We start from the raw sequence: 25,750 nt of genomic DNA, 5'->3' as shown, positions 1-25,750 counted from the left end.
GTGCTGTGCAGTCGGGGTCATGGCGATTCTCATGGCGGATGGGCGAAGTTATACGGGGCGCAGCTGGCCACGCTCGGAAGTCATGATGATCGACGGGTCGGGACGCTGGTCGTTGACGAAACTGCGGAAGCGCTTGAGCTTTTCCGGGTCGCTGATGGCGTTGGCCCACTCGCACTGGTAGCTGTCCACCACGTGCTGCATCTGGCGCTCCAGCTCAGCACCGATGCCGAGGCTGTCTTCCAGAATCACGTCTTTCAGGTAGTCCAGGCCGCCCTCCAGGTTTTCACGCCATACCGAAGTGCGCTGCAAGCGGTCAGCTGTGCGGACGTAGAACATCAGCAAGCGGTCGATGGTGCGGTAGAGCTGTTCGTCATCCAGGTCCGTGGCGAAGAGTTCCGCGTGACGTGGGCGCATGCCGCCATTGCCGCACACGTAGAGGTTCCAGCCGTTCTCGGTGGCGATGATACCGATGTCCTTGCTCTGGGCTTCCGCACACTCCCGGGTGCAGCCGGAGACGCCGAACTTGATCTTGTGCGGCGCGCGTAGGCCCTTGTAGCGGTTCTCCAGCTGAATCGCCATGCCGACGCTGTCCTGAACGCCGTAGCGGCACCAGGTGCTGCCCACGCAAGACTTCACGGTTCGCAGGGATTTGCCGTACGCGTGGCCGGTCTCGAACCCTGCTTCGATCAGTTCACCCCAGATGGCGGGCAGATCCTCCAGCCGGGCGCCGAACAGGTCGATACGCTGGCCGCCGGTGATTTTGGTGTAGAGCTGATATTTCTGGGCCACTTGACCCAATACCACCAGCTTGTCAGGCGTGATTTCACCGCCCGCAATGCGCGGCACCACCGAATAGGTACCGTTTTTCTGCATATTGGCCATGAAAGTGTCGTTGGTATCTTGCAGCGGCACGTGGGCAGCGTCGGTAATCGGTTCGTTGAAGCAGGACGCGAGGATCGACGCCACGGCGGGTTTGCATATGTCGCAGCCCAACCCGTGGGTATCGGCGTTACCGTGCCTTGCCATCAGCTCGCTGAACGTCTTGATGCCTTCCACGCGCACGAGGTCGTAAAGCTCCTGGCGCGTGTGGGCGAAGTGTTCGCAGATCGAGGTGTCTACCTCGACACCGCGGGCGGTCAGCTCGTGGTCCACGACACTTTTCAGCAGGGAAGTGCAGCCGCCACAGCCCGTGCTGGCCTTGGTGGCCCCTTTCACGCTGGCCAGGTCGCTGGCACCCTCGTCGATGGCGCTGCAAATACGGCCTTTGGTGACGTTATGGCAAGAGCAGATCATCGCCGTTTCCGGCAGCGCATCCGGGCCAAGTACCGGGGCAGCGCCGCTTTGCTGAGGAAGAATCAGCGCAGCGGGCTCTTTGGGCAGCGGGATGCCGTTGGCGTAATACTGCAGCAAGGTGTCGTACACGCTGTTATCGCCTACCAGCATCGCCCCCAGCAGCTTCTTGCCATCGCTGCTGACCACCAGCTTGCGGTAGACCTGGGTGAGGGGATCCAGGTAGCGGAACATGCGGGCTCCCGGATTCTGGGTGCCGTGGGCATCGCCGATAGAGCCGACATCCACGCCCAACAGCTTGAGCTTGGTGCTCATGTCGGCGCCCCCAAAGCAGGCGTCCCCGCCTGTCAGCGTCGAGACCGCCGTTTTGGCCATTTGGTAGCCCGGCGCCACGAGGCCAAAAATACTCTGGTTCCACAGCGCCACCTCGCCAACGGCGAGAATGTTGGGATCGCTGGTGCGGCACTGGTCATCGATCACCACGCCGCCGCGCTCCCCGATACGCAGGCCGCACTCACGGGCCAGCGTATCCTGGGGGCGAATACCGGCCGAGAAGACGATGAGGTCGGTTTCCAGCACCTTGTCATCCTGAAACACCATGCGCAGGCGGCTGGTGTCGCCGGGCTCGATGCGCTGCGTGGCCCGTTCGGTGAGTACCTGAACCCCCAGTGCCTCGATTTTTTCACGCAGCAGCTCGCCGCCTTCGCTATCGACCTGCATGGGCATCAGGCGGGGCGCAAACTCCACCACGGCGGTGTCCAGATTCAGGCCGCGCAGCGCGTTGGCGGCCTCCAGGCCCAGCAGGCCGCCGCCCACCACTACGCCATTGGTGGCGTCCTGGGCGGCGGCGCGAATGGCGTCCAGATCATCCAGAGTACGGTAGACCAGGCAGCCGGGCTGATCGTTGCCGGGAATGGGGGGGACGAAGGGAAACGAGCCGGTGGCCAGGATCAGCTGGTCATAAGGGTAGGCGCCCTGGGCGGTGCGCACCGTTTGCTGCTCGCGGTCGATGGCGGTGACGGCTTCGCCGCTGCGCAAGGTAATGCCGTGAGTGGCGTAATAATCGGCATCGCACAGGGCGAGGGACTGCGCATCTCGGCCGCTGAAGTACTCGGAAAGGTGAACCCGGTCGTAGGCACGGTGGCGCTCTTCGCCAAAGATCGTCACCTCGAAGGTGGCCAGCGCACCGCTGTCGACGAGCTGCTCGACGACATGGTGACCGACCATGCCATTACCGACGATGATCAGTTTCTGTGGGGGATGTTGAGTAGACATGGCTAAGCCGCCTCGCGGTGTGAGAATGAAGAAGATGCGTGGGATGCCAGCACGGCCTGGGCATCCGCTGCGCCAAACAGCAGCAGGTGGCGGCATGCAGTGAGATCGGTGGCGGCCAGCGCCTGTTCGAAGTACCAGGGCCCGTGCCGGGTATCACCGTATAAAATGGCGCCCTCCAGGCGTCCCTGATGCATCAGCAGGCGGCAGTAGTCGCCGTTTTCAGGATCCAGGTAGTGCAGCGTGTCGTGGTGTGGTTCCGCCTCTGTGGGCCCGAACGCGTAGAGCTGCACGCCGCTGATCTTCAGCTTGGTGGCCGTGGGGGCTTCTGCATAATGGGCTGGCGTTTCGCCGCACAGTACGGCGGCCAGAACCTCGACCTGCCGCCAGATCGGTTCCACCAGCCCGTACGTGTGCTGTTCGAACTGGCAGCACTCGCCCAGCGCAAAGATGTGCGGGTCGGAAGTGGTCAGGTGGCCATCGACGAGGATGGCCCGCTGGCAGGCCAGCCCCGCCTGCTGGCCAAGGGCGCTGTTGGGGCAAACCCCCGCTGCCATGATGACGTGATCGGCGGGCAGCTGGCGCCCGTCGGCCAGCGTTACGGCACAGACCTGGCCCTGGCCGTCATCTTGCAGGCCGGTTAGCGTCACGCCGGTATGAAAGGTCATACCCCGTTCCCGCAAGGTGGTTTCCAGCAATTTGGCGGCGGTGGTATCCAGTTGGCGGTTCATCAGCCGTTCACTGCGCTGCAGCAGGCTGACACGCAGTGCCGGGCCGCCGCGCTTGCGCAGGCCGTCGGCGGCTTCCAGGCCCAGCAGGCCGCCGCCCACCACCACCACGTGGCCACCGCGCTGGGCAATGGCTTCCAGGGTGGCGACGTCCTCGAGGGTGCGAAAACCGTGTACGCCGCGCAGGGCGACCCCCGGCAGGTCGGGCATGGCCGAGCGGGAGCCGGTGGCTATCACCAGGCGGTCATAGGAGAGTGCATCCCCCGAGTGAGTGATGACCCGCTGACGTTGACGGTCGATCTGCGCAACGCGCTGGCCAAGGCGCAGGGTCACGCCTTGCCGGGCAAGGGCCTCTGGGTCTTGCAGGGTCAGGGCCTGCTGCTCCAGTTCACCGGCTAACCGAGGTGACAGCAGGATGCGGTTGTAGGCAGGCACCGGCTCCTCGCCGATCACGGTGATGCGTGTTGGGCGCGACGGGTGACGCAGCAGCGTTTCGACCAGTCGATGGCTGGCCATGCCGTTGCCAATGACCACCAGATGCGCGTTGGGTGTGCATCGAGAGACCGTTTCCATGGTGGCTCCTGTGAATTAAAAACGCCCCTGACACGACCTTCACGAGGAAGGGTGTCAGGGGCGTCGTTGCCCATGGGCAGATTCAATTACATGCCGCAACCGCCATTGGCTGCGCGATGTAAACTCGTATGGCTAGCAGCAGCAAAAAATCGGCCAGCCGATGGCTGGAGCAGTATAGTTTTTTAAAATCAACTGCTTGACGTCATCAATAGCGGCCCCATTAACCGTGATATGGGCCATGGCTGCACTGGTTTGGTGCCTTGTGGAGTGGTTCTGCACCAGCGAAAGGCTCGCTGGCGTGTTGTGGAGGCACAGAATGTGAGAGGCGGTTTCTTTAGGTTTATGTTTTTGCTGATATTTATGAGTTTTTTGGAATATAGGGCCAATACTTGCAGTACTCCAGGTAACAACCAACAACGGCTCATTGCAGCACATTTGCCCATAATCAGCACAATGACGAATCGCGTCGAATAACGCTAAACGCAGCAAACCACTGATGAGTACGGCACGTGACGTGCCCCTGTGACAACGGCGTCCAGGCAAGCCTCTTGAGAGAGGCTGGCTTGGGCGCTTTTTGCTTTTTAGCGCGGGAGGAAATGCCATGCCAACGACCGCTCAGGTCAACACCACCTGCCCCTACTGTGGCGTGGGCTGCGGAGTGACGGCTACTCTGGAAAACGGCCGCGTTGTGGCGGTAGAAGGGGATCGCGGGCACCCTGCCAACCATGGTCGGTTATGCGTCAAGGGCACGGCGCTGCATGAAACCCTGGGCCACCATGGGCGACTGCTGCGCCCTCGGGTAGATGGCCGTGAGGTGAGTTGGGAGCAGGCATTGACCGCCACGGCCGAGCGGCTGCAGGCCCAGCGCAGTGCCCATGGCAATGGCTGCGTGGCGGCCTACCTGTCAGGACAGCTGCTGACCGAAGACTACTATGTCGCCAACAAGCTGTTCAAAGGCTTCCTCGGCACCCCGCATCTGGATACCAACTCACGGCTATGCATGGCGTCGGCCGTAGCGGGCTACAAGCGTGCCTTCGGGGCGGATGCCGTGCCCTGCCAGTATGAAGACCTGGAAGAGGCCGAGCTGGTGGTGCTGGTAGGCTCCAATCTGGCCTGGAATCACCCTGTGCTGTATCAGCGTCTGAAAGTCGCCAAGGAGCGTAATCCACTGATGCGTGTGGTGGTGGTGGACCCGCGAGTCACGGACACCTGTGATATCGCCGATCTGTACCTGGGCATCGCGCCAGGCAGCGACGCCTTTCTGTTCAACGGGCTGCTGGCCTGGATGGCAGCCCAGCAGAAGCTGGACGACGTCTATTTGCAGCGGCACACCGAAGGTATCGAGCAGGCACTGGCCGCCGCCCAGCAGAGCGCCGGTAGCCTGCAAGCGGTCGCGAAGGCCTGCGACGTCGATGAAGAGCGGCTGGAGACCTTCTACTACTGGTTTGCCAGCCAGCTGCATGTGGTCACTCTCTACTCTCAGGGCGTCAACCAATCCTCCAGTGGTACCGACAAGTGCAATGCGATCATCAATTGCCACCTGGCGGGCGGCAAGATTGGCCTGCCGTGGGCTGGGCCCTTTTCGATCACCGGCCAGCCCAATGCCATGGGCGGGCGCGAAGTGGGCGGGTTGGCGAACCAGCTGGCGGCGCATATGGATTACCACACGCCCGGGGCACGCCAGCGTGTCAGCCGCTTCTGGTCCACGGAGCACCTGTCAGCTTCGTTGCCTGACGGGCCGGGCCACAAGGCGGTGGCGCTGTTCGAGGCCATCGAGCGTGGCGAAGTCACGGCGCTGTGGGTCATGGCCACCAACCCGGCAGTGAGTCTGCCGAACGGTGAACAGGTGCGTCGCGCCCTGGCCAAGTGCCCGCTGGTCATCGTTTCGGAGTGTGTGGCCCACACCGACCTGCTGCCCTTTGCCGATATCGTGCTGCCCGCGTCGGGTTGGTCGGAAAAGGATGGCACGGTCACCAACTCCGAGCGGCGCATTTCCCGCCAGCGGGGAATGCTGCCTCCGCCGGGCGAGGCGCAGCACGACTGGTGGATCATCTGCGAGGTGGCCAAGCGGTTGGGGTTCGCAGAAGCGTTCGATTATGCCCACCCCTGGGAAATCTTCGATGAGCATGCGCGGCTTTCCGGCTATGAAAATAGCGGTGCCTCTGCGCGGCTGTTCGACATCTCAGGCCTGAGCGGCCTGGGCCAGGCGGCGTATGATGCGCTGGCCCCCATTCAGTGGCCGGTCACTCGGCAAGCGCCCCACGGCACGCCGCGGCTGTTCGTGGATGGCCAGTTTGCCACGCCCAACGGTCGTGCACGGCTGCTGCCGATCGATCCGCGTTTGCCCCAGCAGGCGCTTTGCGAGCGCTACCCGCTGCGCCTCAACACTGGCCGCATGCGCGACCAGTGGCACACCATGACCCGCACGGCCCGTGCGCCTCGCTTGATGAACCATCGCGCCGAACCCTTCATCGAGCTGCATCCCGAGGACGCCGCCGAGCATGGGCTCGAAGCGCAGTCGCTGGCTCAGTTGAGCGCGGCCACGGGGGAGTACCGGGGGCGTGTGCGCCTTGCCCACGGGCAGCGGCGGGGGGAGGTGTTCGTGCCCATGCACTGGACCGACTGCTTTACGGGCCAGGGGCGCAGTGGCGCCTTGCTGCAAGGCATCACCGACCCGGTCTCGGGCCAGCCAGAATCCAAGCAGGGCGCCGTGGCCCTGCGTCGGTTACCCATCGCCTGGCAGGCCACCTTACTGGTGGCCCAGGCAGACGAGTCGCCCGCGTGGTGCGACAGCGATTACTGGGCGCGTATTCCCTTGCCAGGCTGTACGCGCTGGCAACTGGCGGGCTGCCAGCCGAGGGAGGATTGGCTGGCCACGCTCGCCCACTGGTGTGGAACCCCGGCCTCGCTATGGTGTGAAGACGCCGCCACGGGGCGCTTGCGAGCAGCCAGCGTGATCAATGGGCAGCTGCGCTGGTGGCTGATGGTCGGGCCGCCTGACGAGCTGCCAGGGCTTGCCTGGTTGGCTGAACGGTTCACCGATGCGGCCCTCTCCAACGCTCAGCGGCGACGCCTGCTGGCCGGCTGTGACGATGGCGCAGCGGATGCTGGCCCAGTGGTGTGCAGTTGCCATCAGGTGGGGCAGGCCAGCATCGTCAAGGCTATTCATCAAGGGGATACCAGCCTCGAGGCGCTGGGCGCACGGCTGGCCTGCGGCACCCAGTGCGGGAGCTGTATCCCTGAATTAAACGCGTTACTCGAACAGGAGCGGCCGAATGCGCACACTCGCCAAGCAGTTAACCCAGAAATGGCCTGAGGCCCTCATGCGTTTTGGCCTGCGGGCCTTGGCGCCGCTGCAAGACGACGCGATGACGAACGTTCGCTTGTCGCTCAGCGGCGAGTGCCGGGCAGGTACGGTCTACCTGGTGGGCGCTGGCAGCGGGGACGTCGAGCTGTTGACGCTGAAGGCGGCACGGTTATTGATGCAGGCCGATGCCGTGGTCTACGACCGTCTGGTCGGGGATGACGTGCTGGCGCTGATTCCCCCCGGCACCGAGCGCTACTACGTCGGGAAAGCCCGAGGCCACCACAGCGTGCCACAGGCCGACATCGGTCATTTGCTGGTGTCACTGGCCCTGGCGGGCAAGTCGGTGGTGCGCCTGAAAGGCGGTGACCCGGGCGTGTTCGGGCGCATGGGCGAAGAGCTGGCAGCGCTGGCGCAAGCCGCGTTACCGGCACACATCGTACCGGGCATTACCGCCGCGTCGGCAGCCGCAGCGGGGATGGGAATTCCTTTGACCGACCGCAGTCATGCCCAGCAACTGCGCTTCATTACCGCGCAGCTGTGCCGAGAAGGTGGCACCCCGGACTGGGCAGCGCTGGCCCGACAGGATGAAACACTGGTGTTCTATATGGGGTTATCCAAGGTGGAGACCATTTGCCACGGCTTGCGCCAGGCAGGACTGCCAGACTCCTGGCCCATCATGTTGGTCGCCAATGCCAGCCAGCCCGACCAGCAATCGCTGACCGGCACCCTGGCGAGCATGCCAGACCAATTGAGGGACCAGCCGCTACCATCGCCTTGCTTGATCATGGTCGGCAGCGTGGTCAGCATGGTGGTGGGGGGCGCATCTTTAGCGGCCATTTCCAGCAGCCATTTCCAGTAGCGATTGCCGCTCCAGGGAACCAACCTGCCGATTCTCTGTCCAGAAGCGGGCCAATGCTCATTTGAAAGTCCGAAGGAATTTACATAGGTAAACGTATGAAAAAGCGGCACGGTATCAAGGACAATGCCTTGAAAGCACAGCTGCGAACACCCATGTTCAAACTGCAGCAGCAAACGCCCAGGAAGGGCAAGGGCAGCTACTCGCGCAAAGGACGGGGGAGGTTGACTCGATCAGCCGACAGAGGGCATCGCCAAGCCGCTTGACGCAGGCAGTTTTGCGATGCTTTCCCCAGGCATCACTGCACACGCTGACGCGTGATTGCAGACTCTCATCAGCTTCGCCGACCCAGGCACCTTGGGGTGTCGGTCGGCTTTTTTCGCCTACCGAGAGCTGATAGCGCACGAAGTCCTGGAAAATGACGCCCACGCGGGCACGCAAGGCATTGACCGCGACGTAAACGCTGCCCGCAACATACTGCAATCGGGCAAAGCCATTCTGGCCGGGGCTGACAAGCTTCGCCAGCATGAGAAAACTACCGTGGGGCTCACGGGAGGTTAAGCCTGTGGAGCTTGTGTAAGACCTGAGGTGCTATCACCAAAGGCAACGGGCTGCGAAGCAGGAACCTGGAAGGCAGCAACCAGGGAGTCCCCTTCCTTTCCGTTGTCAGACGGCAGCGCAAGCTGAGGGAGGGGAGGAGGTCAATTGCCTGCAAGAGCCAGCCCGCCCTGGGAAGGGCGGGTGGGCAAGCAGCGCCAATGCGGAAATGCGTTAGAGCGGCAGCACGGCGCCGTCGGTACGAGGCTCTGTGCCCCCTTGAAGCACCCCAGTGCCTGGGTTGCGCAGGATGATCTGGCCACGGCCAAAGCTGAGTGAATCAGCGACCTTGACGATGTGGTGCCCTCGTCGTGCCAGCGCCAGGGCCAGGTGGTTGGGGAAGTCGGCTTCGACTTCGACGGTCTTGCCGGAGGTCCATTTCCAGCGCGGCATATCCAGCGCTGCCTGCGGGTTCAAGTGGTCTTCCAGCATGGCCGTGACGACCTGAACATGGCCCTGAGGCTGCATGTAGCCACCCATCACGCCAAACGGTCCTACCGCCTGATCACCCTTGGTGATGAACCCGGGAATGATGGTGTGATAGGTGCGCTTGCCCGGCGCCAGTGCATTGGCATGCTCGGGGTCCAGCGAGAAGGACCAGCCGCGGTTCTGCAGACTGATCCCCGTACCCGGCACGACGATGCCAGACCCGAAGCCTTTGAAGTTGCTCTGGATGAACGACACCATGTTGCCTTCGCCATCGGCTGTCGCCAGGTAGACGGTGCCGCCTTGCAACGGGTTGCCATGCTGAGGGTCCAGGGCTTGCTCGTTGATGAGAGCTGCACGAGCCTTCAAGTAGCCATCGTCGAGCATCTGTGCGACCGATGGCTGCATGGCTTCACCTTCGGTGATGTGCTTGAAGCCATCCACATAGGCCAGTTTGGTGGCCTCGATGCGACGGTGTAGGGTTTCCACAGGATCATGGGCAGCCGCGCCCAGGTGCTCCAGCATGCCGAGGGCCTGGAGCACGATCAAGCCGCTGCCATTGGGTGGGATCTCCCAGATATCATGCCCTTGGTAGCGGACGCTGATCGGGTCTACCCACTCGGGCTGGTAAGCCGCCAGATCCTCCTTGCGCAGCAGGCCCCCGTGCTCCCGCGAGAAGGCATCGATGGCATCGGCCAATTCGCCTTCGTAAAATGCTTTGGCATGGGTGTTGGCAATGGCGGTAAGGCTTCTGGCGTGGTCTGGAGACGCCCATAGCTCGCCAGGACGAGGTGCCCGCCCTTTGGGAGCGAAGGTGTCAAACCACGGTTTGAAGGCTGCTTCAGGGTAAACGGCGTAGGTGTTGAAGGCATCTTGCCACATCTGATGAATGATAGGGGTGACCGCAAAGCCCTCTTCTGCCAAGGCGATGGCAGGGGCGATCAGGTCGGCAAAAGGCAGTTTGCCAAAGCGTTCCGAGAGCGCCGCCCAGGCGGCCGGCGTACCGGGCACCGTGACCGGTAGCAAGCCATGGTTGGGCATGACATCGTGGCCCAGCGCTTTCAGGGCATCGATGGTGGCCGCCTGAGGGGCAGGACCACTGGCATTCAGGCCGTGCAACTTGCCATCGACCCACACGATGGCAAAGGCATCACCACCGATGCCGTTAGAGGTCGGCTCCACCACGGTGAGCGCTGCCGCCGTGGCAATGGCAGCATCGATGGCATTGCCACCCTGCTGCAGGATGGTGGCCCCGACCTGGGCAGCCAGGGGTTGAGACGTGGCAACCATGCCACGTTTGCCATAAGTGGTCATGCGGCGCGAGGCGCTCGGGTAGTAAAGAGCATCGTTATGCATTGTTGGTTTCCTGTGCAGTGAACAAGGGTTATCGAGATCAGGGTCAGTGATATCAGAGTCAATGAGATGCAGGTGCCTGTTTCAGGCGCTTGGCCTTGCGGTCCTGGTAGAGCGAAAACACCACTGACGCAACGGCCAGCGCAAGAAACAGCGCCGACAGTGGGCGTGTCAAAAACGTCAGCCAGTTAGGGTCGAGTTCCAGCGCTCTGAACAGCTGTCGTTCCAGGTTATTGCCCAGCACGACACCGAGGATCAAGGGCGTCAGCGGCACCTCGGCTTTCCATAGCAGATAGCCAATCACGCCAAAGATGAACAGCACCCAGATATCGAACAGATTGTTATTGAGGGCATAAGCGCCAATGGCGCATAGCATCAGTACGACGGGCACCAGAATTTGCTGGGGAATCAGTGAAATCTTGGCGAACCAACGCACCAGCAGCAGGTTGCACAGCACCATGACGACGGCGCTGATCAACAGCCCCGCGTAAATGGCGCCGACCAATACCGGGTTCTGTTCGAACATCATGGGGCCGGGCGTTATGCCATGCAAAATGAGCACGCCCATCATGATGGCCATGGGCAGGTCGCCTGGAATGCCTAACGCCAGGGTAGGCACGAAAGCGCCGCCGGCGACGGCGCTGTTGGAGGCTTCGGACGCGACAATTCCGCTAGGCGTGCCGGTGCCGAAGGTTTCGGGTTGGCGGGAAAATTTCTTGGCCTGATCATAGCTGACGAAGTTTGCCACGGTGCCACCGGTTCCCGGCAGCGCGCCAATCAGGCTGCCGATCAGTGACGAGCGCAGGGTGTTCAGTTTCTGGCCCGCCATGTCACGCATGATCTGACCATAGGGGATGGCGACGTTGGTATCGACGCTTTTCCCGCTGCTGCCAGAGTCACGCATTTTTTCGATATTGCCGAGCAACTGAGAAAAGGCAAAGATGCCAATCATCACCGGCAGCATTTCAAAGCCAGACCCCAGGGCGGGTATGCCGAAGTCAAAACGCAGATTGCTGTTGCGGTCATAGCCCACGGTCGTGATCAAGAGCCCGATGGCCGCGGCCAGCAAGCCTTTCAATAGCGCGCCGTTGGAGAGCCCTGCCACCAGCGTCAGGGCGAACACGATCAGTGCCGTGATCTCCCAGGGGCGGAAATTCATGCTGAAGCTGGCAATCAAGGGGCCAAAGAACACCAGCACGGCAACACTGATCAAGGTACCCAGAAACGAGGCCATGACCCCGATGCCCAGCGCCCGCCCAGGCTCCCCCTTCTGAGCCATGGGGTAGCCATCGTAAACCGTGGTAATGGAGGAGGGCGTACCGGGAATGCCCAGCATGACTCCCGAGACGATGCCGCCTGAGTAACCTCCCACGAAGACGCCCACCATCAATGACACCCCGCTGACCGGGTCCATGGCGAACGTGAAGGGAAAGACCACCAGGATGGCCATGGTAACTGTAAAGCCGGGAATGCTTCCCCCGACGATACCAAACAGAACGCCAAGTACGATGAGCCCCAATACGGAAGGGCTGCTGACCTCGGCGAGTGCCTGAAGAAAAAAGTGACTCATGTGAACGCCTCGCCGTTAGGGGAGCCAGACCTTGAGGCCATAGCGGAAAATGATATAGACCAACGGTACCAGCGTGCCGCTGATCCCCAGATTGATCAGCCACTTGCGTCGCGAGTCCATACCTAGCAGCAGCGCCAGCGAGGCCACCATGAACCCCATCGTGGCAACGATGTACCCAAGTACGGGAAGCAGGGCGGCGTACAGCCCGAAGATCCCAAAAAGTGCCAGTACCGATTTCCGCCGGTTGAACCAGTGAGAGACCGCTGCCGACCACGAAGGGGGCGGCGTGGCAGGGGAAAAAAAGGTGCGCACCAGAAGCACCAGTGACAGCAGGGCAATGGTGACCAGCAATATGCGCGGAAAGAGCGCTGAGCCATAGGGCTGCCAACTGGTGGGGGGCCTGATGGAACTCGACTCCACCCACATGACAGCCACGATCAAGAGCAGCGCCAGCGCCAGTGCGCGGTCTTTGGTAAGCGTTAGCATTAGCGATACCTCCACAGGCCCCTGGGGTGCTTGCCGCAGGGGCCAATGACAGAGTGAGACCTATAAAGCGTCAGTACGTGATGAAGCAGCTCTCTGCGAATCGATCAGTTCTGAAAATCTATGTTTTCAGCTGCCGCAGATAGTGCTGCCTCGTTTTCCGTCAAAAACGCTTGATAGTCGTCGCCTGCCAGGAAGCGAACCACAGACCCGAATTCATTCTCGATACGGCTCTGCACTTGTTCGTTTTCCAGCGCTTGGCCGTACGCGGCAGCCACCGTGTCGAGGATTTCCTGAGGGGTGCCTTTGGGCGCAAAAATGCCGCGGCTGGTGGAGTGGTCCATGTCGATGCCCTGTTCTCGCAGGGTGGCGACGTCAGGCAAGCTGTCCAGCCGCTCGGGGTGAGCGATGCCTAGCGGCACAAAGGTGCCGTCCTGGTAGAAGGCGCCCCCGGACGGAAGATTGAACATGGCAAAGTCGATCTCTTGGGCCATCAGTGCAGAGACCTGCTCGCCGGTATCCGGGTAGCCCACCAGGCGGATATCGGCCATATCGATCCCAGCCTCCTGGAAAAATTGCGCCCAGAAGAAGTGGTCCGTCGAACTGGGGATCATGCTGAAACGCACTTGGCCCGGGTTCTCACGCACGTATTCGGCGATGTCGGCAGCGCTTTCCACCGGGTGCCCGGCATAGGTCGTGGGGATATTGATGGTTTGCGTCAGCAGGGCAATCGGTTCGAAGGCATCGTAAGAGTAGTCGACCATTCCTGCCAGCTTGGAAAGGGCAATGGTGTCATGGCTACCCAGCAGGGTATAGCCGTTAGGCGTGGCATCCTTGACGTTACGCGAACCCAGTGTCGCGCCTGCGCCAGCCATGTTCATGGGGACGATGGATGTGCCCAGGTGCTGTTCAGCCTCCTGGGAAATCAACCGGAAAATGATGTCCGTGGCGCCGCCAGGGCCATAGGGAATGACCAACCGGATGTCCTGCTCCGGGTAGTCGGCGAAGGCATTGGAAGTGAATGCCATGCTGGCGCTGAGGCCAATGGCTGCCAGGGTAGTGCTGAGAGCAAATGTCGAACGCGTCATGTGATACACCTTTTTTGATTGAGTTGGTGCGGTGGGCCACTGCTTTTCAGCAGTGACAGGGTGAGCGCGTGGTCCCATTTCGGGTTCTTGTTGTATGCAGTGAAACGTCAAGATCAGCCCAGAAAGAACCCTCCATAAACCAGTGCGCCGATGACAACGAACGCGGGGTGGGTGTTGAATCGCACGAGGGCGATGGCCGCGACGATGCCGATGATCAGGGTGTGAACGATGCCGCTGCTGGCGGTACTTTCCAGCAGGAAACTGAGCGTGAGCCACGCCATCATGATGGCAATGACCGGGCGTACCCACTGGCTCATGCGCTTGACCCTGGGCGATTCACGGTGGCGGTAGAGCAGCCCCAGTGCCCCGATCATCAGCAGCAGGGAAGGAACCACCGTCGCGGCCACGGCAACGGCGGCACCTCCCAGGCCAGCGACTTCATAGCCGATATAGCCCGCCATCTTGGTGGCGATAGGGCTGGGAAGCGCGTTCCCCAGGGCCAGGGTTTCGGCAAATGCCTGCGAACTCATCCAGCCGTAGCGGCCAACCACTTCTGCCTCGATGAGCGGGATGATGGCCGGCCCGCCACCGTAACCCACGATGTTGGGAATAAAGAACGCCAGAAACAGCTCCCAGTAGATCATGCGGCCTCCTTCGAGCGCGCTTGGCGGTTTGGCCGCAGCAGCGCTGCCAGCAGAATGGCGCCGATGACAAAGCCTGGGTGAACGCCAAGCCAGTAGATGACGCCACCCGCGACAACGGCCATGACAATACTGACCAGCCAGCCCAGCGCGGCGCGTGATTTATCGAAGAAATCCCAGGTGAGCTGGCCCATCATGACCATCACCACCGGGATCACGGCCTGCCCCATGCCCTGTATCCAGCCAATGTCGCGATAGCGACTGAAAGCACCCAGCATCACGACCATGGCGATCAGCATGGGCAACACCACCGCCAGCACGGAGAGCACGCACCCACTGATACCCGCCACGCGGTAGCCAATGTAGCCTGGCATTTTGGTGGCGATGGGCCCCGGCAGGGTATTGCCAATCGCCAGCACATCGGCAAACTCCTCGTCGGTGAGCCACTGATGACGTGTCACGACTTCCGCCCGTACCAGCGGTATCATGGCAGGGCCACCGCCAAAGCCAAAAATGCCCACCCTGAAAAAAGCCCAGAAGAGCGCGGTTTGTTTCATGTGTCGAACGCCTGTGTAAACGTCTTCGAGGACGGCGTGGCAAAGGCCGAAGCGGGGGTGAATGGCATGCGGATGACTCTTTGATCGTTTGTGGGTTAAAAAATCGATTATCTTGTCTAAAATAGAATATAGGCGAGCCTGTCGAGGGGCGTCAACACTTGGTCTCTTCATCTCCGCCAACCGATGCAGAGAAAAACCTGCCTGAGGACTCGGTAATGAACAAACATATTCAGCTCTCCGCAGAGAAAGTGCCTGGCTCCATTTACGACGTTTTGCGCCGTGATTTGGTCGCGGGGCGTTTTGCGGCAGGGGAGAAGCTGGCCATCAATGCGCTCAAGGAGCAGTATCAGGTGGGGCTGAGCCCACTACGTGAAGCCTTGAACAAGCTGGCAGCCTATGGCCTGCTGATTCAGGAGAATCAGCGTGGTTTCAGAGTGCCCAAGCTCTCCCGAGAAGAGCTGGACGACATTGCTCGGATGCGCACCGAGCTCGAAGGCATGGCGCTGGAGCGTGCCATTGCCCACGGAGATGCGGTATGGGAAGCCGATCTACTGGCGGCGGCACACCGCCTCAAGCGGGCCGACCTTACACTGGACAAGGTAGAAGAGTGGGAACGGCTGCACATCCAGTTTCATCGTACGCTGGTGGCGCCCTGCGGCTCGGTGTGGCTGCTGCGCTTCATCGAGCAGTTGCACGACCAGTTCGATCGCTACCGTCGGCTAGGCCCGAAAATGCCCACCGTTCGTCAGGAACTGGACGATCAGCACCATCAGCTGGTAGAGCTTGCCCTGAAACGAGATGCGGTTGCTGCGCGGGCATTAATGGACGACCATATCCAAAAATCCTACGAAGTCGCGCTGGCGCGGTACCACCAGCATGCCTGATGGCTGGGTTCCAAAAGAGTGTTAAGGATCGTTTTTAGTAATCGTTTTTAGTAATCGTTTTTAGGAATAGCTTTATGGATACCGCTTCCTCTGCTTCGCATCACGCTGACGATGCCCTGGTCGTTGCCCAGACGCTCACTTGGGTGGCCAACTTCATCGTCGGGCACAATATCTGCCCCTTTGCCAAGCGTGAATTGGAGCGCGAGGCGGTGCGTGTGGAAGTCGTGCGCTCCAAAAAGGTGGATATTGCGCTGGAGGAGCTGGTCGCCGAGTTCGAGTGGCTGGATGCCCATCCAGAGGCAGAAACCAGCCTGCTGGTGTTTCCCACGTTGTTCAAAAGCTTCGACCACTACCTGGACTTCGTGGAACTGGCGGAACAGCTATTGGAACAGCTGGGCTATGAGGGCGTGTATCAATTGGCGACGTTTCACCCCGATTACTGCTTCGCCGATGCCGACCCCGACGAGGCCGCCAACTACTCCAACCGTTCGCCGCACCCGATGATCCACGTATTACGCGAAGCCAGTGTGGAAAAAGCCATCGAGTTCCACGGCGATACGGCGGCCATTCCGGAACGCAATATCACTTACCTCACCGAGATGGGCCAGGATGCGCTGGAGCAGCAGTGGCAGCGCTGTTTTACTGGTCAGGTCGATAAATGACCAGGCGATGTTTGCCCTGATGCTTGGCCTGATACAGCGCGCTGTCGGCATGGCGTAGGATCTGTTGCATGTCCATGCCATGCTCGGGCCACACCGCAGCGCCCAGGCTGCAACCGACTTGGGCGGTCATGTTGCCGGGCAATTCGATAGGCAGTGCGATTTGAGTGAGTAAGCGCTGGCTTACTTCCTCGGCTAGAGAGTGACTATTTTCTGGCGTGCTCTTGATAACCATGAGGAACTCATCGCCGCCCAGCCTGGCGACCACAGCGAGAGCATTACGAAACGTATCGGTAATCAGCCGTGAGTAGTGATGTCTGCCGGTCATGGCCTCAATGCGCTATGTAAGCATTCACTACGAGTCACTTGTTGAGAGATTTGTGCATGACGTAGGTGTCCACCAGTCCCAGCGACGGATGGCGAAACGCCTGGGGTACGGTGCCGACAATGGCAAATCCCAGCCGCTGCCACAGGGTGACCGCAACGTGATTGCTGGCCACGACGGCATTGAACTGCATCGCCTCGAAGCCAGCGTCACCGGCCAGCACCTGAGAGTGTTCGCACATGGCGCGGGCCACGCCTTTGCCGCGTGCATGGGGTGTCACCATATAGCCGCAGTTGCAGACATGCTTGCCGGGGCCTGCGGCATTGGCCTTGAGGTAATAAGCCCCCAGCAGTTGACCTTGCTCGTCCTTGACGGCCAGGCTGTGCAGCGGCAGCGTACACCATAGATGGTAGGCATCATCAAAGGTGATGTCGGGGTCTATCGCGTACGTTTCCTGTGCCGCTACAATACTCTGGAACGTTGGCCAGAACAGGGCGAAATCGTCGCGGGTCATCGGGGTAAATGCAAAACGCTGCATGAGTATTCCTGCATACAAGACATGGCATACGCTAGCATAAGCGGATGCCTGAAAGCGTCAACCGAAAGATGGGGAGCCGTCACATGACCCTCGAGAGTGCCCTGACCTATTTCGTGGCGATCTTCGTCTTCGCCATTACTCCTGGCCCCGGTATCTTTGCGCTGCTGGCCAAGGGGATGTCCCAAGGCGTGCGCGCCTGCTGGCCGCTGGCTGTGGGCATGACCGTGAGTGATGTCATCTATCTGATGCTGGCCTTCTATGGGCTGGCTGCCTTGGCAGAAAACTGGGGTGAAGCCTTCACCGTGTTGCGCTATGTGGGCGCGGCTTACCTGTTTTATCTGGGCTGGAAAATGTGGACGGCCAGCGTCACGCCCCCGCGCCTGGAAGGCGGTACGCCCGTGGCGGCCACATCCGCTCGTGAGGCCCTCAAGGGGCTTACCCAAGGGGTCCTGATCTCGGCCTCCAACCCGAAGGTCATCCTGTTTTATGTCGCGTTTCTACCCACCTTCATTGACCTGACCACGCTGAACCATGGCGACATGCTGCTGGTGGTTGGGCTTACCCTAGTGGGCTTGATGATGGGGCTGATGCTGGTGGCGTCGTTTGCCTCGTCGGCACGGCGCTTTTTCCAGTCCGAACGCGCCCAGAAGGGCACCAACCGCACAGCAGGTTCCTTGATGCTGGCGGCAGGTGCTTTCTTGATTGCCAAAGGCTGAAGGTCACCAGGTGAACGTGTCAGGCGTCCTTGACGACTGACGCGACGATCTCATAACTGCGCAGGCGGTCCGCGTGCTGATAGAAGTCACTGTTGATCATCAGCTCGTTGGCCTCGGTACGTGCCTGGAAGTCGGCCAGCTGCTCCTTGACCGTTTCAGGGCCACCGATGATGGCCGCGCCAAGAAACTGGGCGACCTGGGCGCGCTCCATGGGGCTCCAGTCCAGATGATCGACCGGGGGTTGTGACTGCGTCGGACGGCCGCGAATCAAATTGAGAAACTTCTGCTGGGCAGTCGTGGCCAGATAGAGGGCCAGGTCGTCGCTGTCGGCCGCTATCACGGGTAATCCTACCATGGCATAGGGTTCCGCCAGATGCTCGGAGGGCTGGAATTGGTCGCGGTACAGGCGCAGCGCTTCGAAGAGATAGCCCGGCGCAAACTGCGCAGCAAAGGCGAAGGGGAGCCCTAGCCTGGCGGCCAATTGGGCGCTGTAGCCACTGGACCCGAGCAGCCAGATGGGCACATGGGTGCCCTGGCCCGGCACGGCCTTGACGGTTTGCTGGGGCTGGGCTTCGCCCAGGTAGCGGCGCAGCTCTTCCAGCTGTTCTGGAAAGTCATCGACACCTGACTGGGCGTGCCGCCGCAGGGCACGCATGGTCGCGCCATCCGAGCCAGGGGCACGGCCCAGCCCCAGGTCGATCCGGCCGGGGTAGAGCGTCTCCAGGGTGCCGAACTGCTCGGCCACCACCAGTGGAGGGTGGTTGGGCAGCATGATGCCGCCGCTGCCAACGCGAATGGTGGACGTTTGCCCTGCCACGTGGCCAATCAGCACGGCCGTGGCAGCGCTGGCGATACCCGCAATATTGTGATGCTCGGCCAGCCAGTAGCGCTGGTAGCCCAGCCGCTCCGTGTGCTGGGCCAGGGCCACGCTGTCTTGAAAGGTCTCGGCGACACTGCCGCCTTGACGAATGGGCGCCAGGTCCAGAACAGACAGCGCAGTGTGGGCAAGTTGGCTCATGGTGACACCTGTTTAAACGGTCATGGTCAAGCAGCTTGATTTATTAGCACGCTTTCGAATACACCGTTTATGCGGGTGCCCCTGGCAAATTGCAAGGGGCCAGACGGCCATCAATGGCGTTGGCGCTTATCATCTTTACGCTGCAGCATCGCGGAAAGGTCGAGAATCGACTGGGCCATGTCGGCCATGCTACGGCTCTGGTCCATGGAGGTCTTGCGTAGAAAGCGGTACGCCTCCTCTTCGCTCATGCCCTGGTGGGCCATGATCAGCCCCTTGGCACGCTCGATCAGCTTTCGTTCTCGCAGGGCCTTGCGGGTATTTTCCAGCTCGTCGCTCAAGCCCTGCAGTCGGCTGGACTGAGCTTGCGCCAGCTCGATCAGCGACCGGCTGAGCGGCGAGTGAAGCGCGCTGGCCGTCAGGTCGCCCAAGGGGTGCGAAGGTGCCAGCATGAGCAGCTGTTCGCAGGGGGCAGGCAGCGGATGGCCCGGGGTGCTGGTGGCGTGTTCCAGGGCCCTGCGGGCCTCGGCGATTTTGAGATGGCACAGGGCGGTCAGCTGCGTGTTGAGCGTATCTTCCACCGCCTTGATGGTATCCAGCCGCAGCGTGGTGAGTTCGTACCAGGTTTCGCCCAGCGAGTCGCTGACGCCCATGGGCGCGTTGGCACGCTGGCAGGCGATATCGCGAAGCTCGCGGATGCCCGCCAAGGTCCTGGGCGAAAGCGCCTGCTGCCAGGCGGCCAGCGCCTCGGCGGCGGCAAATTCGGCAAAGGTGTCGAAACAGCGCTGCTGCGCGGCCATCAGCTGGTTGAGCAGTTCACGGTGCGCGTCATCGAAGTGCCCCAGCGTAAACCCAAAGGCGCCGCAGGCGCGCTCTTGCCCGGCCAGCTCCTTGCCCTGCATCAGGTGGAAGATAGCTACCAGTGCCCGCGTAATATCGGGGTCTATGGCGGTGTCGGCGGCTTCGAAAACGATGGCCAGCAACCCGCTGATCAAGTGGTTGAACGCCTGCGTGGCCGCATCAGGCGAAATCGTGAACTGATCGATGGCGCGGCGCAGCGCCGGAAGTTCATCCAGGGCTTGCCACACACCCGCTATGCGGCGAAGCAGCCTGGCGGCTGCCTGTGAGCGAACTTCCTGGCCCAGCGCTTCCAGCCGCTGGCGCATGGCCGCCTCGGCACTTTGGCTATGTTCGAGGTAGGTGGCGCGGCGTGCCTTGAAGCGCTTCCCCTGGGAAGCCAGATAAATGGTCGAAGCGCCCCGTTCGCGCTGCAGAACGTGAATGAACTGACTGATATCGCTGACGATATCGGCGGTGGTGGCCAAATGATGAAGGTTGTCGATATCACAGCGCAGCGCGGTCAAGAGTAGCTGTTGGGCAGAAGACATAGTAGTTCCTTGTTACTCGCCGCCTGAAAAGACGGCGCCTCACTGGATGACCAGAGACGCGCCTGCTTAACTGCTAGCGTAAAGAGAGAGCGCCCTGTTCATGACGATCACCGGCGGCCTCACGGTAGGCCTTGGCTTCCTCGGCCTCGGTGGCATCGCTGAAGCGTACCACCAACACGCAAGAAGCCAGCAGCAGTACGGTAATGCCTAGATAAAAGAGCCCTTGCTGGTAGCTGAGGCTTTCATTACGAAACAAGAACGCGGCGGAGACGGCACCAATGTTGCCCCCAGCGCCAACGATGCCTGCCACGGCTCCCAGCGCTTTCTTGTTGATGAAGGGGACGACCCCGTAAGTGGCACCTTCCGCCATCTGCACGAACAGGCTGAACACCAGCATGATGCCAATCGCCATGCTGAGCACGTGCATCTGCGAAAACGCAATCAGCGCGATGCCTTCGCAGATCAGAGCAATGAAGAGCCAGCGCACACGCCCCTTGAGGCCCGCCTGTTTGGCGAACAGATCGGAAAAGACGCCGCCCAGGGTGCGGGCAAAGATATTCATCAGCCCGAACAGGCCCGCAATGAGCCCTGCCGTGGCCAGAGTGAGATCAAAGGTATCGAAAAAATAGATGGCGGCGATGTTGTTGATGGTCAGCTCTACCCCGAAGCAGAGCCCGTACACTACAAACAGCGCCCAGACACGAATATCCTTGGCGGCAGCCATGAAGCTCTGCGCGGCGCCATACTCGCCGCTGGCTTCCGGTAGCTCGCCGCGGGCGCGCAGCTCGCTGAAATTGCCATCCGGGGCATCCTGGGTAAAGTACCAATAAGCGATACCCGTCAAAAACAGCACGACCCCTGGCACCAGCATGGCAAGCCGCCAGCCCAGCGCTTCGTTGACGCCCAGCATGAGTATTCCGGAGAAAATGAGCGGCATCAGGATTTGCGTCGTACCGCCCCCCAGGTTACCCCATCCGGCGCTGGTGGCGTTGGCGGTGCCTACCACATTGGGGGCGAACATCATGGTGGTGTGGTACTGGGTGATCACGAACGACGCGCCAATGGCACCAATGGCCAGACGAGCCAGCAGAAAGGTTTCAAAGCTGTTGGCCAGGCTGATCCCCATGACGGGAATGGAGCCCAGCAGCAGCAAACCCGTATAGGTCTTGCGCGGCCCGATGCGGTCACAGAGCACCCCAATCAGCAGCCTGACCACCACAGTGATCGCCACGGACGCAATGATGGTGTTGCCAATTTGGGTTTGGGTCAGCGACAGGTCTTCACGCACGACAGCCATCAGCGGGGCAATGCCGAACCAGCCAAAAAAACAGATATGAAAGGCAAACCAGGACATGTGGAATGCCCGCATCTGCGGCGTGGAGAAATTGAGCAGCCGAATACGATTGGCTTTGTGGCGGATATTCATGGGTGGCCTCGATGAGCATGGAACGAGTTCGTCAACGCACAACGCCAAGGGCGCTGCACAGAGACGGGAACATGCCTTCATCGTTGAAGGTCAGGTTCGACGCACTCGTACCCACTGGGCCTGGTCCACGCCTGCAACACTGGAAATCACCAAGCAAATAATTCGCCACTAGCCATTTTTTGAATATAAATCATCATTTTAATGAATAACTGTGGGTGGGGTGGGGACGTGTTGGCAGATCTGATGGGCGGGGGCGCACTCGATTGGGGCGGTACCGATGGGTCGAGTGCGCCAAATTGAAGCAATATCAGGCGATGCCGGGTATTGAGGGGTTAGCCATGCAGGTATACGGCATCGATATCCAGCGTCGAGCGCTCACCAAGCGCCTCGAAGTGCTCGTTGAGCCACAGCTCTGCAGCCGCTCTTCCCTGGTCGAATAGATGACACAGGAACGGCCACTCGGCGTTCATCTTGCTGGATACCGACAGACCCTCCAGCGCCTTGTCACCACTAATGCGGTGAAACAGAGCCTGCTGGTAGCAGTTTTCGATGCCTTGCTCCTCCAGCGCATGCTTGAGCAGGGCGATCATGCGGACTTCCTTAATCAGCGCCGCGTTGAAGGTGATCTCGTTCAGCCGGTTCATGATGGCCGAGGCCGTGGTGGGCAGCTCGTCACGGCGGATGGGGTTGATTTGTACCAGCAGGATGTCCCGGGCACTGCACTCTTCCATCAAGGGAAATAGTGCGGGGTTACCCATGTAGCCGCCATCCCAAAAGGCTTCGCCGTCTATTTCGACGGCCTGAAACATGAACGGCAGGCATGCCGACGCCATGACGGCATCGACGCTCATCTCTTCACGACGAAACACGCGCTGTTTGCCGGTGCGGACGTTGGTTGCCGCAATGAAGAGTTTCAGCTGGTCGCACTGGCGCACGCGGTCGAAGTCGATATGCGACGCCACGATATCTCGCAAGGGGTTCAGGTTCAGTGGGTTGAGCTGATAAGGGGAGACCAGGCGAGTCATCAGGTCCATGGCGACATAGCCCGGTGAATTATCCAGGCTCCAGTTGCCGGTCAGTACGTCCATGGGGGAACGGCGGATGGGGCTCGCCATGCCCGCCCGGCTGACGGCTTTCCAGAAATCCCGCAACGCTTGCCGAGCCGTCTCCTTGCCGCCCCGAGTCAGCGCGTCGGCCATGACGACGCCATTCATGGCCCCCGCGCTGGTGCCGCTGATGCCCTCGATGTCGATGCGGTCATCTTCCAGCAGGCGGTCCAGCACGCCCCATGTATAAGCGCCGTGAGCACCGCCGCCTTGAAGCGCCAGGTCGAGCTTTTTTGCTGATGCCATGTGATCCTTCCCATAGTGGCTAATAACCTGCCCCTAAGCATGGCATAAATGAGCACGTTCGGTAGCCTGGGTATGCACACGGGTATGGTGGCGGTGCTGGCGGTGATCACTATCACGCTATTATCTCATCTGCGCGAGTTGCAGGTGGTCATCTTGGCCACAGCGCAGGAAGGAAGAGGTCGCTAGCCACTCTTCATCGGGGTAGTAGGCAAACACGTACTGCTCTTCCTTGAGGCTGTCGATAAGCGGGTAGGTGATGTCTTCGCGAACGGCAGGGCAGCCATGGCTACGCCCCAGTCGCCCCGTCTGGGCGATGAACTCTTCGCTCACATACTCTGCCCCGTGAATCACGATCGCGCGTTGGAAAGCGAGGTCGTTCACCTCTGGCTCCAGGCCCTCCAGGCGCAGTGAGTAGCCATTGCGCCCGTAATAGCTGTTCATGGTGCGAAACAGTCCAATGCTGGATTGAAAGCTTTCGGGGACGTTCGAAAACACCTCAGCCACGGCATCACCCGACCCTCGGCCATGGGACACCAGCTCTTCGAACAGCAAGGCGTGCTGGTGCAGGTCAAAGACCCACAGGCGAGGCTCCGTGGAGGGCAGCGAGTAGTCAATGACCGCCAGGCGCTCGGCGTAGGGGTCGGCACAAGCGATGGCTTGCGCGGCCAGGCGGAGCGCCTCACCGGAGGCGCCAGGCGCCAGTTGTTGTAACTGATGATGAAGGGGCGACACGCCGATGGGGGGCTGGGAAGATACCTGGGCATAAAAGCTGGCAGCCTGGAGTGGAGAGGCGCCAAGTAACAGGCTCGTGGCGGTCATCAGGGTCAAAAAACGGGGGGTATCAGAGCGAAAACGGGTATACAAGCGTGAGAGCATCGAGAGTCATCCTGCCAAAAGTGCGATAAGTCCCCACTAGAAATGACCATGAACAGGCGCAAGCAGCTATGCTGAAGTAAAGTGTCCGGCTATTCGGTCGGTAACGGGAACTGCCGATATCATTGGGCATCAGCGCCATACAGCGCTGCATCATAACGCAAGGAGAGGCGATGAACGATCATCCGCGACTAAGACAATGGGCGATAGGCGCCCTGCTTGGCCTTGTCCTGCCCGGCTCCTTGTTGGCGGTGGCTGCGGAGCCTGCTCCTCCTGGCATGCAACAAGCCTTGTCACAGCAGGTCGAGCGGGCAGGGGAGTCACTGCCGGTGGCAGCGTTTTATCAGCTCAATGGCGGGCAACCGGTTTGGCAGGATGAAGCCCGTGTGAAGGCCCTGGTGGAGGGGTTGAATGGCCTGCTGGATGATGGCCTAAGACCCGAAGATTACCGCGCGACGACGCTGCTGGAAGAGTACCGGGTCAGCCGCGCATGGGATGCTGCCGCCCAGGCACGCTTCGATGTCGATGCCACTCGGGCTCTGCTGCTGGCGCTGGAGCATCTATCGTCAGGCAAGGTCGATCCTCGTCAGGTGGAACCTGGCTGGGACGCTTCACGCCCAGAGCGCAGTTACGCGCTGCCTCGTGTGCTGAGCGCCGTGGAGCGTCACGATGTGGAATCGGCGCTGGCCATGGCCCGGCCCAGCTCTCCCGAGTATGCCCAGTTGCGCCAGGCATTGAGTGCCTACCGTCAATTGGCCGAGCAAGGCAGCGTTCCTTACCTGCCCGGTAGAGAAGCCTCGCTGCGGCCTGGCGACCGCGACGCTGATGTGGTCACGCTGCGCCAACGGCTGACCCTGTGGGGCGCCTCGGGGCTGTTGGGTGCCGACAGCAGCGCCTATCCAATGATTGGCGTACAGGGGCCGCAGCGCGACCAGCAGCTGTTCGATGACACCCTGGTGCAAGCAGTGAAGCATTTTCAACGCCGCCACCAGTTGCAGGAAGATGGCATCGTCGGGGAGCGCACCCGGCTGGCGCTGAACATGCCGGTGGCTTCACGGGTCGACCAGCTGCGGGTCAACCTGGAGCGTGCGCGCTGGATACGCCCCGCCTTGCAGCGTGAACCTCGGGTGTGGGTCGATATTGCGGGCTACCGGCTGCATTACTTGCGGCCTAACGGTCAGCAGTGGGATGCGCGAGTGGTCGTTGGCACGCCGCGGCGTGAAACGCCGGTCATTCATTCCACGATCAGCCACCTGACCATCAACCCCAGCTGGACCATACCGCCCACCATTATGCGGGAAGACGTTCTGCCACGGGTACGTGAGGATATCGGTTATCTGGCCCAGCAGAACATTCAGGTGTTGAGCCCCACAGGGGAGGCGCTGGATGCGCAGAGCATCGATTGGCAGCGCCCTGGAGGCGTTATGCTGCGTCAGGTGGCGGGGAGCCGTAACCCTCTCGGGAGGGTCGTGGTACGCTTTCCCAATAACGACATGATTTACTTGCACGACACCCCGGCGCGCGGATTATTTCAGCGGGAGCAACGGGCCTTGAGCTCCGGCTGCGTCAGGGTGGAAGGCGTGGCGGAGTTCGCTCAGATGCTGCTACAGGATAGCGGCAGTCGTCATCAGCTCAATGCGCTGATGAACAGTGGGCGCAGCGATCAGAACGTCAACCTGCCCCAGCGCATTCCCGTAGCACTGCACTACCTCACCGCGTGGCCCAATGCCCAGGGGGAGGTAGAGTTTCGAGATGATATCTACCGCCGAGACCCGGCACTGCTATCGGCGCTATCCGCACGCGACGCCTGATTCCCTCTTCCACGTATGCTAC

Annotated in this window: 23 protein-coding genes and 1 pseudogene; 8 read left to right on the top strand and 16 right to left on the bottom strand. The window is 61.0% G+C overall.

Features of this window, described 5'->3' with window-relative positions:
* Window positions 1-48 precede the first annotated feature (48 nt).
* The 3 genes from nirB to KVY02_RS13750 form a co-directional block, all read right to left on the bottom strand.
* A complete protein-coding gene (gene nirB / locus KVY02_RS13760) occupies window positions 49-2,565 on the bottom strand; it encodes a nitrite reductase large subunit NirB (protein ID WP_218313721.1) in 2,517 nt (838 codons plus the stop codon).
* Between the two features lie 2 nt (window positions 2,566-2,567).
* Window positions 2,568-3,863, bottom strand: coding sequence for an NAD(P)/FAD-dependent oxidoreductase (locus tag KVY02_RS13755; protein ID WP_218313720.1), 1,296 nt, complete (start codon window positions 3,861-3,863; stop codon window positions 2,568-2,570).
* Between the two features lie 132 nt (window positions 3,864-3,995).
* Complete coding sequence (locus KVY02_RS13750) at window positions 3,996-4,466, bottom strand: hypothetical protein (protein ID WP_218313719.1); 471 nt, start codon at window positions 4,464-4,466, stop codon at window positions 3,996-3,998.
* On the opposite strand from KVY02_RS13750, the gene KVY02_RS13745 reads away from it, so the two are divergent.
* The 4 genes and pseudogenes from KVY02_RS13745 to KVY02_RS18580 all read left to right on the top strand — a co-directional run.
* On the top strand, window positions 4,465-7,179 hold the full coding sequence (locus tag KVY02_RS13745; protein WP_218313718.1) for a nitrate reductase: 2,715 nt from the start codon (window positions 4,465-4,467) through the stop codon (window positions 7,177-7,179). The genes KVY02_RS13750 and KVY02_RS13745 overlap by 2 nt on opposite strands.
* The gene (gene cobA / locus KVY02_RS13740) at window positions 7,139-8,029 is read left to right on the top strand and encodes a uroporphyrinogen-III C-methyltransferase (RefSeq protein ID WP_081195447.1); all 891 of its coding nucleotides are present in this window, start codon (window positions 7,139-7,141) and stop codon (window positions 8,027-8,029) included. Before KVY02_RS13745 ends, cobA begins: the two co-directional genes overlap by 41 nt.
* A 95-nt stretch (window positions 8,030-8,124) precedes the next feature.
* Window positions 8,125-8,292: an alternative ribosome rescue factor ArfA gene (gene arfA / locus KVY02_RS13735; protein WP_081195449.1), complete on the top strand. Its 168-nt coding sequence runs from the start codon at window positions 8,125-8,127 to the stop codon at window positions 8,290-8,292.
* 166 nt (window positions 8,293-8,458) lie between these two features.
* Window positions 8,459-8,587 (top strand): annotated as a pseudogene (locus KVY02_RS18580) (RNA-guided endonuclease TnpB family protein); the annotation flags it as partial.
* Between the two features lie 210 nt (window positions 8,588-8,797).
* On the opposite strand, the gene KVY02_RS13730 reads toward KVY02_RS18580, so the two are convergent.
* From KVY02_RS13730 to KVY02_RS13705, 6 genes are all read right to left on the bottom strand, one after another.
* Window positions 8,798-10,405 carry a gamma-glutamyltransferase family protein gene (locus KVY02_RS13730; protein ID WP_218313717.1) on the bottom strand — a complete coding sequence of 536 codons (1,608 nt, stop codon included), beginning with the start codon at window positions 10,403-10,405 and terminating at the stop codon, window positions 8,798-8,800.
* Between the two features lie 58 nt (window positions 10,406-10,463).
* Complete coding sequence (locus tag KVY02_RS13725) at window positions 10,464-11,972, bottom strand: tripartite tricarboxylate transporter permease (protein ID WP_218313716.1); 1,509 nt, start codon at window positions 11,970-11,972, stop codon at window positions 10,464-10,466.
* Between the two features lie 15 nt (window positions 11,973-11,987).
* Window positions 11,988-12,458: a tripartite tricarboxylate transporter TctB family protein gene (locus KVY02_RS13720; protein ID WP_039176840.1), complete on the bottom strand. Its 471-nt coding sequence runs from the start codon at window positions 12,456-12,458 to the stop codon at window positions 11,988-11,990.
* 104 nt (window positions 12,459-12,562) lie between these two features.
* Window positions 12,563-13,543 carry a Bug family tripartite tricarboxylate transporter substrate binding protein gene (locus KVY02_RS13715; RefSeq protein ID WP_229800828.1) on the bottom strand — a complete coding sequence of 327 codons (981 nt, stop codon included), beginning with the start codon at window positions 13,541-13,543 and terminating at the stop codon, window positions 12,563-12,565.
* 113 nt (window positions 13,544-13,656) lie between these two features.
* Window positions 13,657-14,187 carry a chromate transporter gene (locus KVY02_RS13710; protein WP_218313715.1) on the bottom strand — a complete coding sequence of 177 codons (531 nt, stop codon included), beginning with the start codon at window positions 14,185-14,187 and terminating at the stop codon, window positions 13,657-13,659.
* Window positions 14,184-14,741, bottom strand: a complete 558-nt coding sequence (locus tag KVY02_RS13705; protein WP_218313714.1) for a chromate transporter — start codon at window positions 14,739-14,741, stop codon at window positions 14,184-14,186. Before KVY02_RS13705 ends, KVY02_RS13710 begins: the two co-directional genes overlap by 4 nt.
* Window positions 14,742-14,956: 215 nt before the next feature.
* Between KVY02_RS13705 and KVY02_RS13700 the strand changes: the two genes are divergently transcribed.
* Both KVY02_RS13700 and KVY02_RS13695 read left to right on the top strand, forming a co-directional pair.
* Window positions 14,957-15,625 carry a GntR family transcriptional regulator gene (locus KVY02_RS13700; RefSeq protein WP_218313713.1) on the top strand — a complete coding sequence of 223 codons (669 nt, stop codon included), beginning with the start codon at window positions 14,957-14,959 and terminating at the stop codon, window positions 15,623-15,625.
* Window positions 15,626-15,699: 74 nt separating this feature from the next.
* Complete coding sequence (locus KVY02_RS13695) at window positions 15,700-16,287, top strand: DUF1415 domain-containing protein (protein ID WP_081195453.1); 588 nt, start codon at window positions 15,700-15,702, stop codon at window positions 16,285-16,287.
* On the opposite strand, the gene KVY02_RS13690 is transcribed toward KVY02_RS13695, so the two are convergent.
* Together KVY02_RS13690 and KVY02_RS13685 are read right to left on the bottom strand one after the other, a co-directional pair.
* Window positions 16,265-16,612, bottom strand: coding sequence for a GGDEF domain-containing protein (locus KVY02_RS13690; protein WP_249273229.1), 348 nt, complete (start codon window positions 16,610-16,612; stop codon window positions 16,265-16,267). The two genes, KVY02_RS13695 and KVY02_RS13690, sit on opposite strands and share 23 nt — an antisense overlap.
* A gap of 34 nt (window positions 16,613-16,646) precedes the next feature.
* Window positions 16,647-17,147 carry a GNAT family N-acetyltransferase gene (locus KVY02_RS13685; RefSeq protein WP_081137752.1) on the bottom strand — a complete coding sequence of 167 codons (501 nt, stop codon included), beginning with the start codon at window positions 17,145-17,147 and terminating at the stop codon, window positions 16,647-16,649.
* An 83-nt stretch (window positions 17,148-17,230) separates the two neighbouring features.
* Between KVY02_RS13685 and KVY02_RS13680 the strand changes: the two genes are divergently transcribed.
* Entirely contained in the window at window positions 17,231-17,863 is a 633-nt protein-coding gene (locus KVY02_RS13680) for a LysE family translocator (protein ID WP_081195457.1), read from the top strand.
* Between the two features lie 19 nt (window positions 17,864-17,882).
* On the opposite strand, the gene KVY02_RS13675 is transcribed toward KVY02_RS13680, so the two are convergent.
* The 5 genes from KVY02_RS13675 to KVY02_RS13655 all read right to left on the bottom strand — a co-directional run bounded on the left by KVY02_RS13675 (window position 17,883) and on the right by KVY02_RS13655 (window position 23,920).
* Entirely contained in the window at window positions 17,883-18,881 is a 999-nt protein-coding gene (locus KVY02_RS13675; RefSeq protein WP_081195459.1) for an LLM class flavin-dependent oxidoreductase, read from the bottom strand.
* A gap of 110 nt (window positions 18,882-18,991) precedes the next feature.
* On the bottom strand, window positions 18,992-20,266 hold the full coding sequence (locus KVY02_RS13670; protein ID WP_081195461.1) for a nitrate regulatory protein: 1,275 nt from the start codon (window positions 20,264-20,266) through the stop codon (window positions 18,992-18,994).
* Between the two features lie 73 nt (window positions 20,267-20,339).
* Window positions 20,340-21,692 carry a NarK family nitrate/nitrite MFS transporter gene (locus KVY02_RS13665; protein ID WP_218313712.1) on the bottom strand — a complete coding sequence of 451 codons (1,353 nt, stop codon included), beginning with the start codon at window positions 21,690-21,692 and terminating at the stop codon, window positions 20,340-20,342.
* 332 nt (window positions 21,693-22,024) lie between these two features.
* A complete protein-coding gene (locus tag KVY02_RS13660; protein ID WP_218313711.1) occupies window positions 22,025-23,044 on the bottom strand; it encodes a patatin-like phospholipase family protein in 1,020 nt (339 codons plus the stop codon).
* Between the two features lie 120 nt (window positions 23,045-23,164).
* A complete protein-coding gene (locus tag KVY02_RS13655; RefSeq protein ID WP_371317382.1) occupies window positions 23,165-23,920 on the bottom strand; it encodes a murein L,D-transpeptidase catalytic domain family protein in 756 nt (251 codons plus the stop codon).
* Between the two features lie 170 nt (window positions 23,921-24,090).
* Between KVY02_RS13655 and KVY02_RS13650 the strand changes: the two genes are divergently transcribed.
* Complete coding sequence (locus KVY02_RS13650; RefSeq protein ID WP_218313710.1) at window positions 24,091-25,728, top strand: L,D-transpeptidase family protein; 1,638 nt, start codon at window positions 24,091-24,093, stop codon at window positions 25,726-25,728.
* Window positions 25,729-25,750 lie beyond the last annotated feature (22 nt).

The sequence above is a fragment of the Halomonas sp. 18071143 genome (assembly GCF_019211725.1).
In the GTDB taxonomy this organism is placed as follows: Bacteria; Pseudomonadota; Gammaproteobacteria; order Pseudomonadales; family Halomonadaceae; genus Vreelandella; species Vreelandella stevensii.
This window is presented reverse-complemented; position numbering and strand designations above follow the sequence as displayed.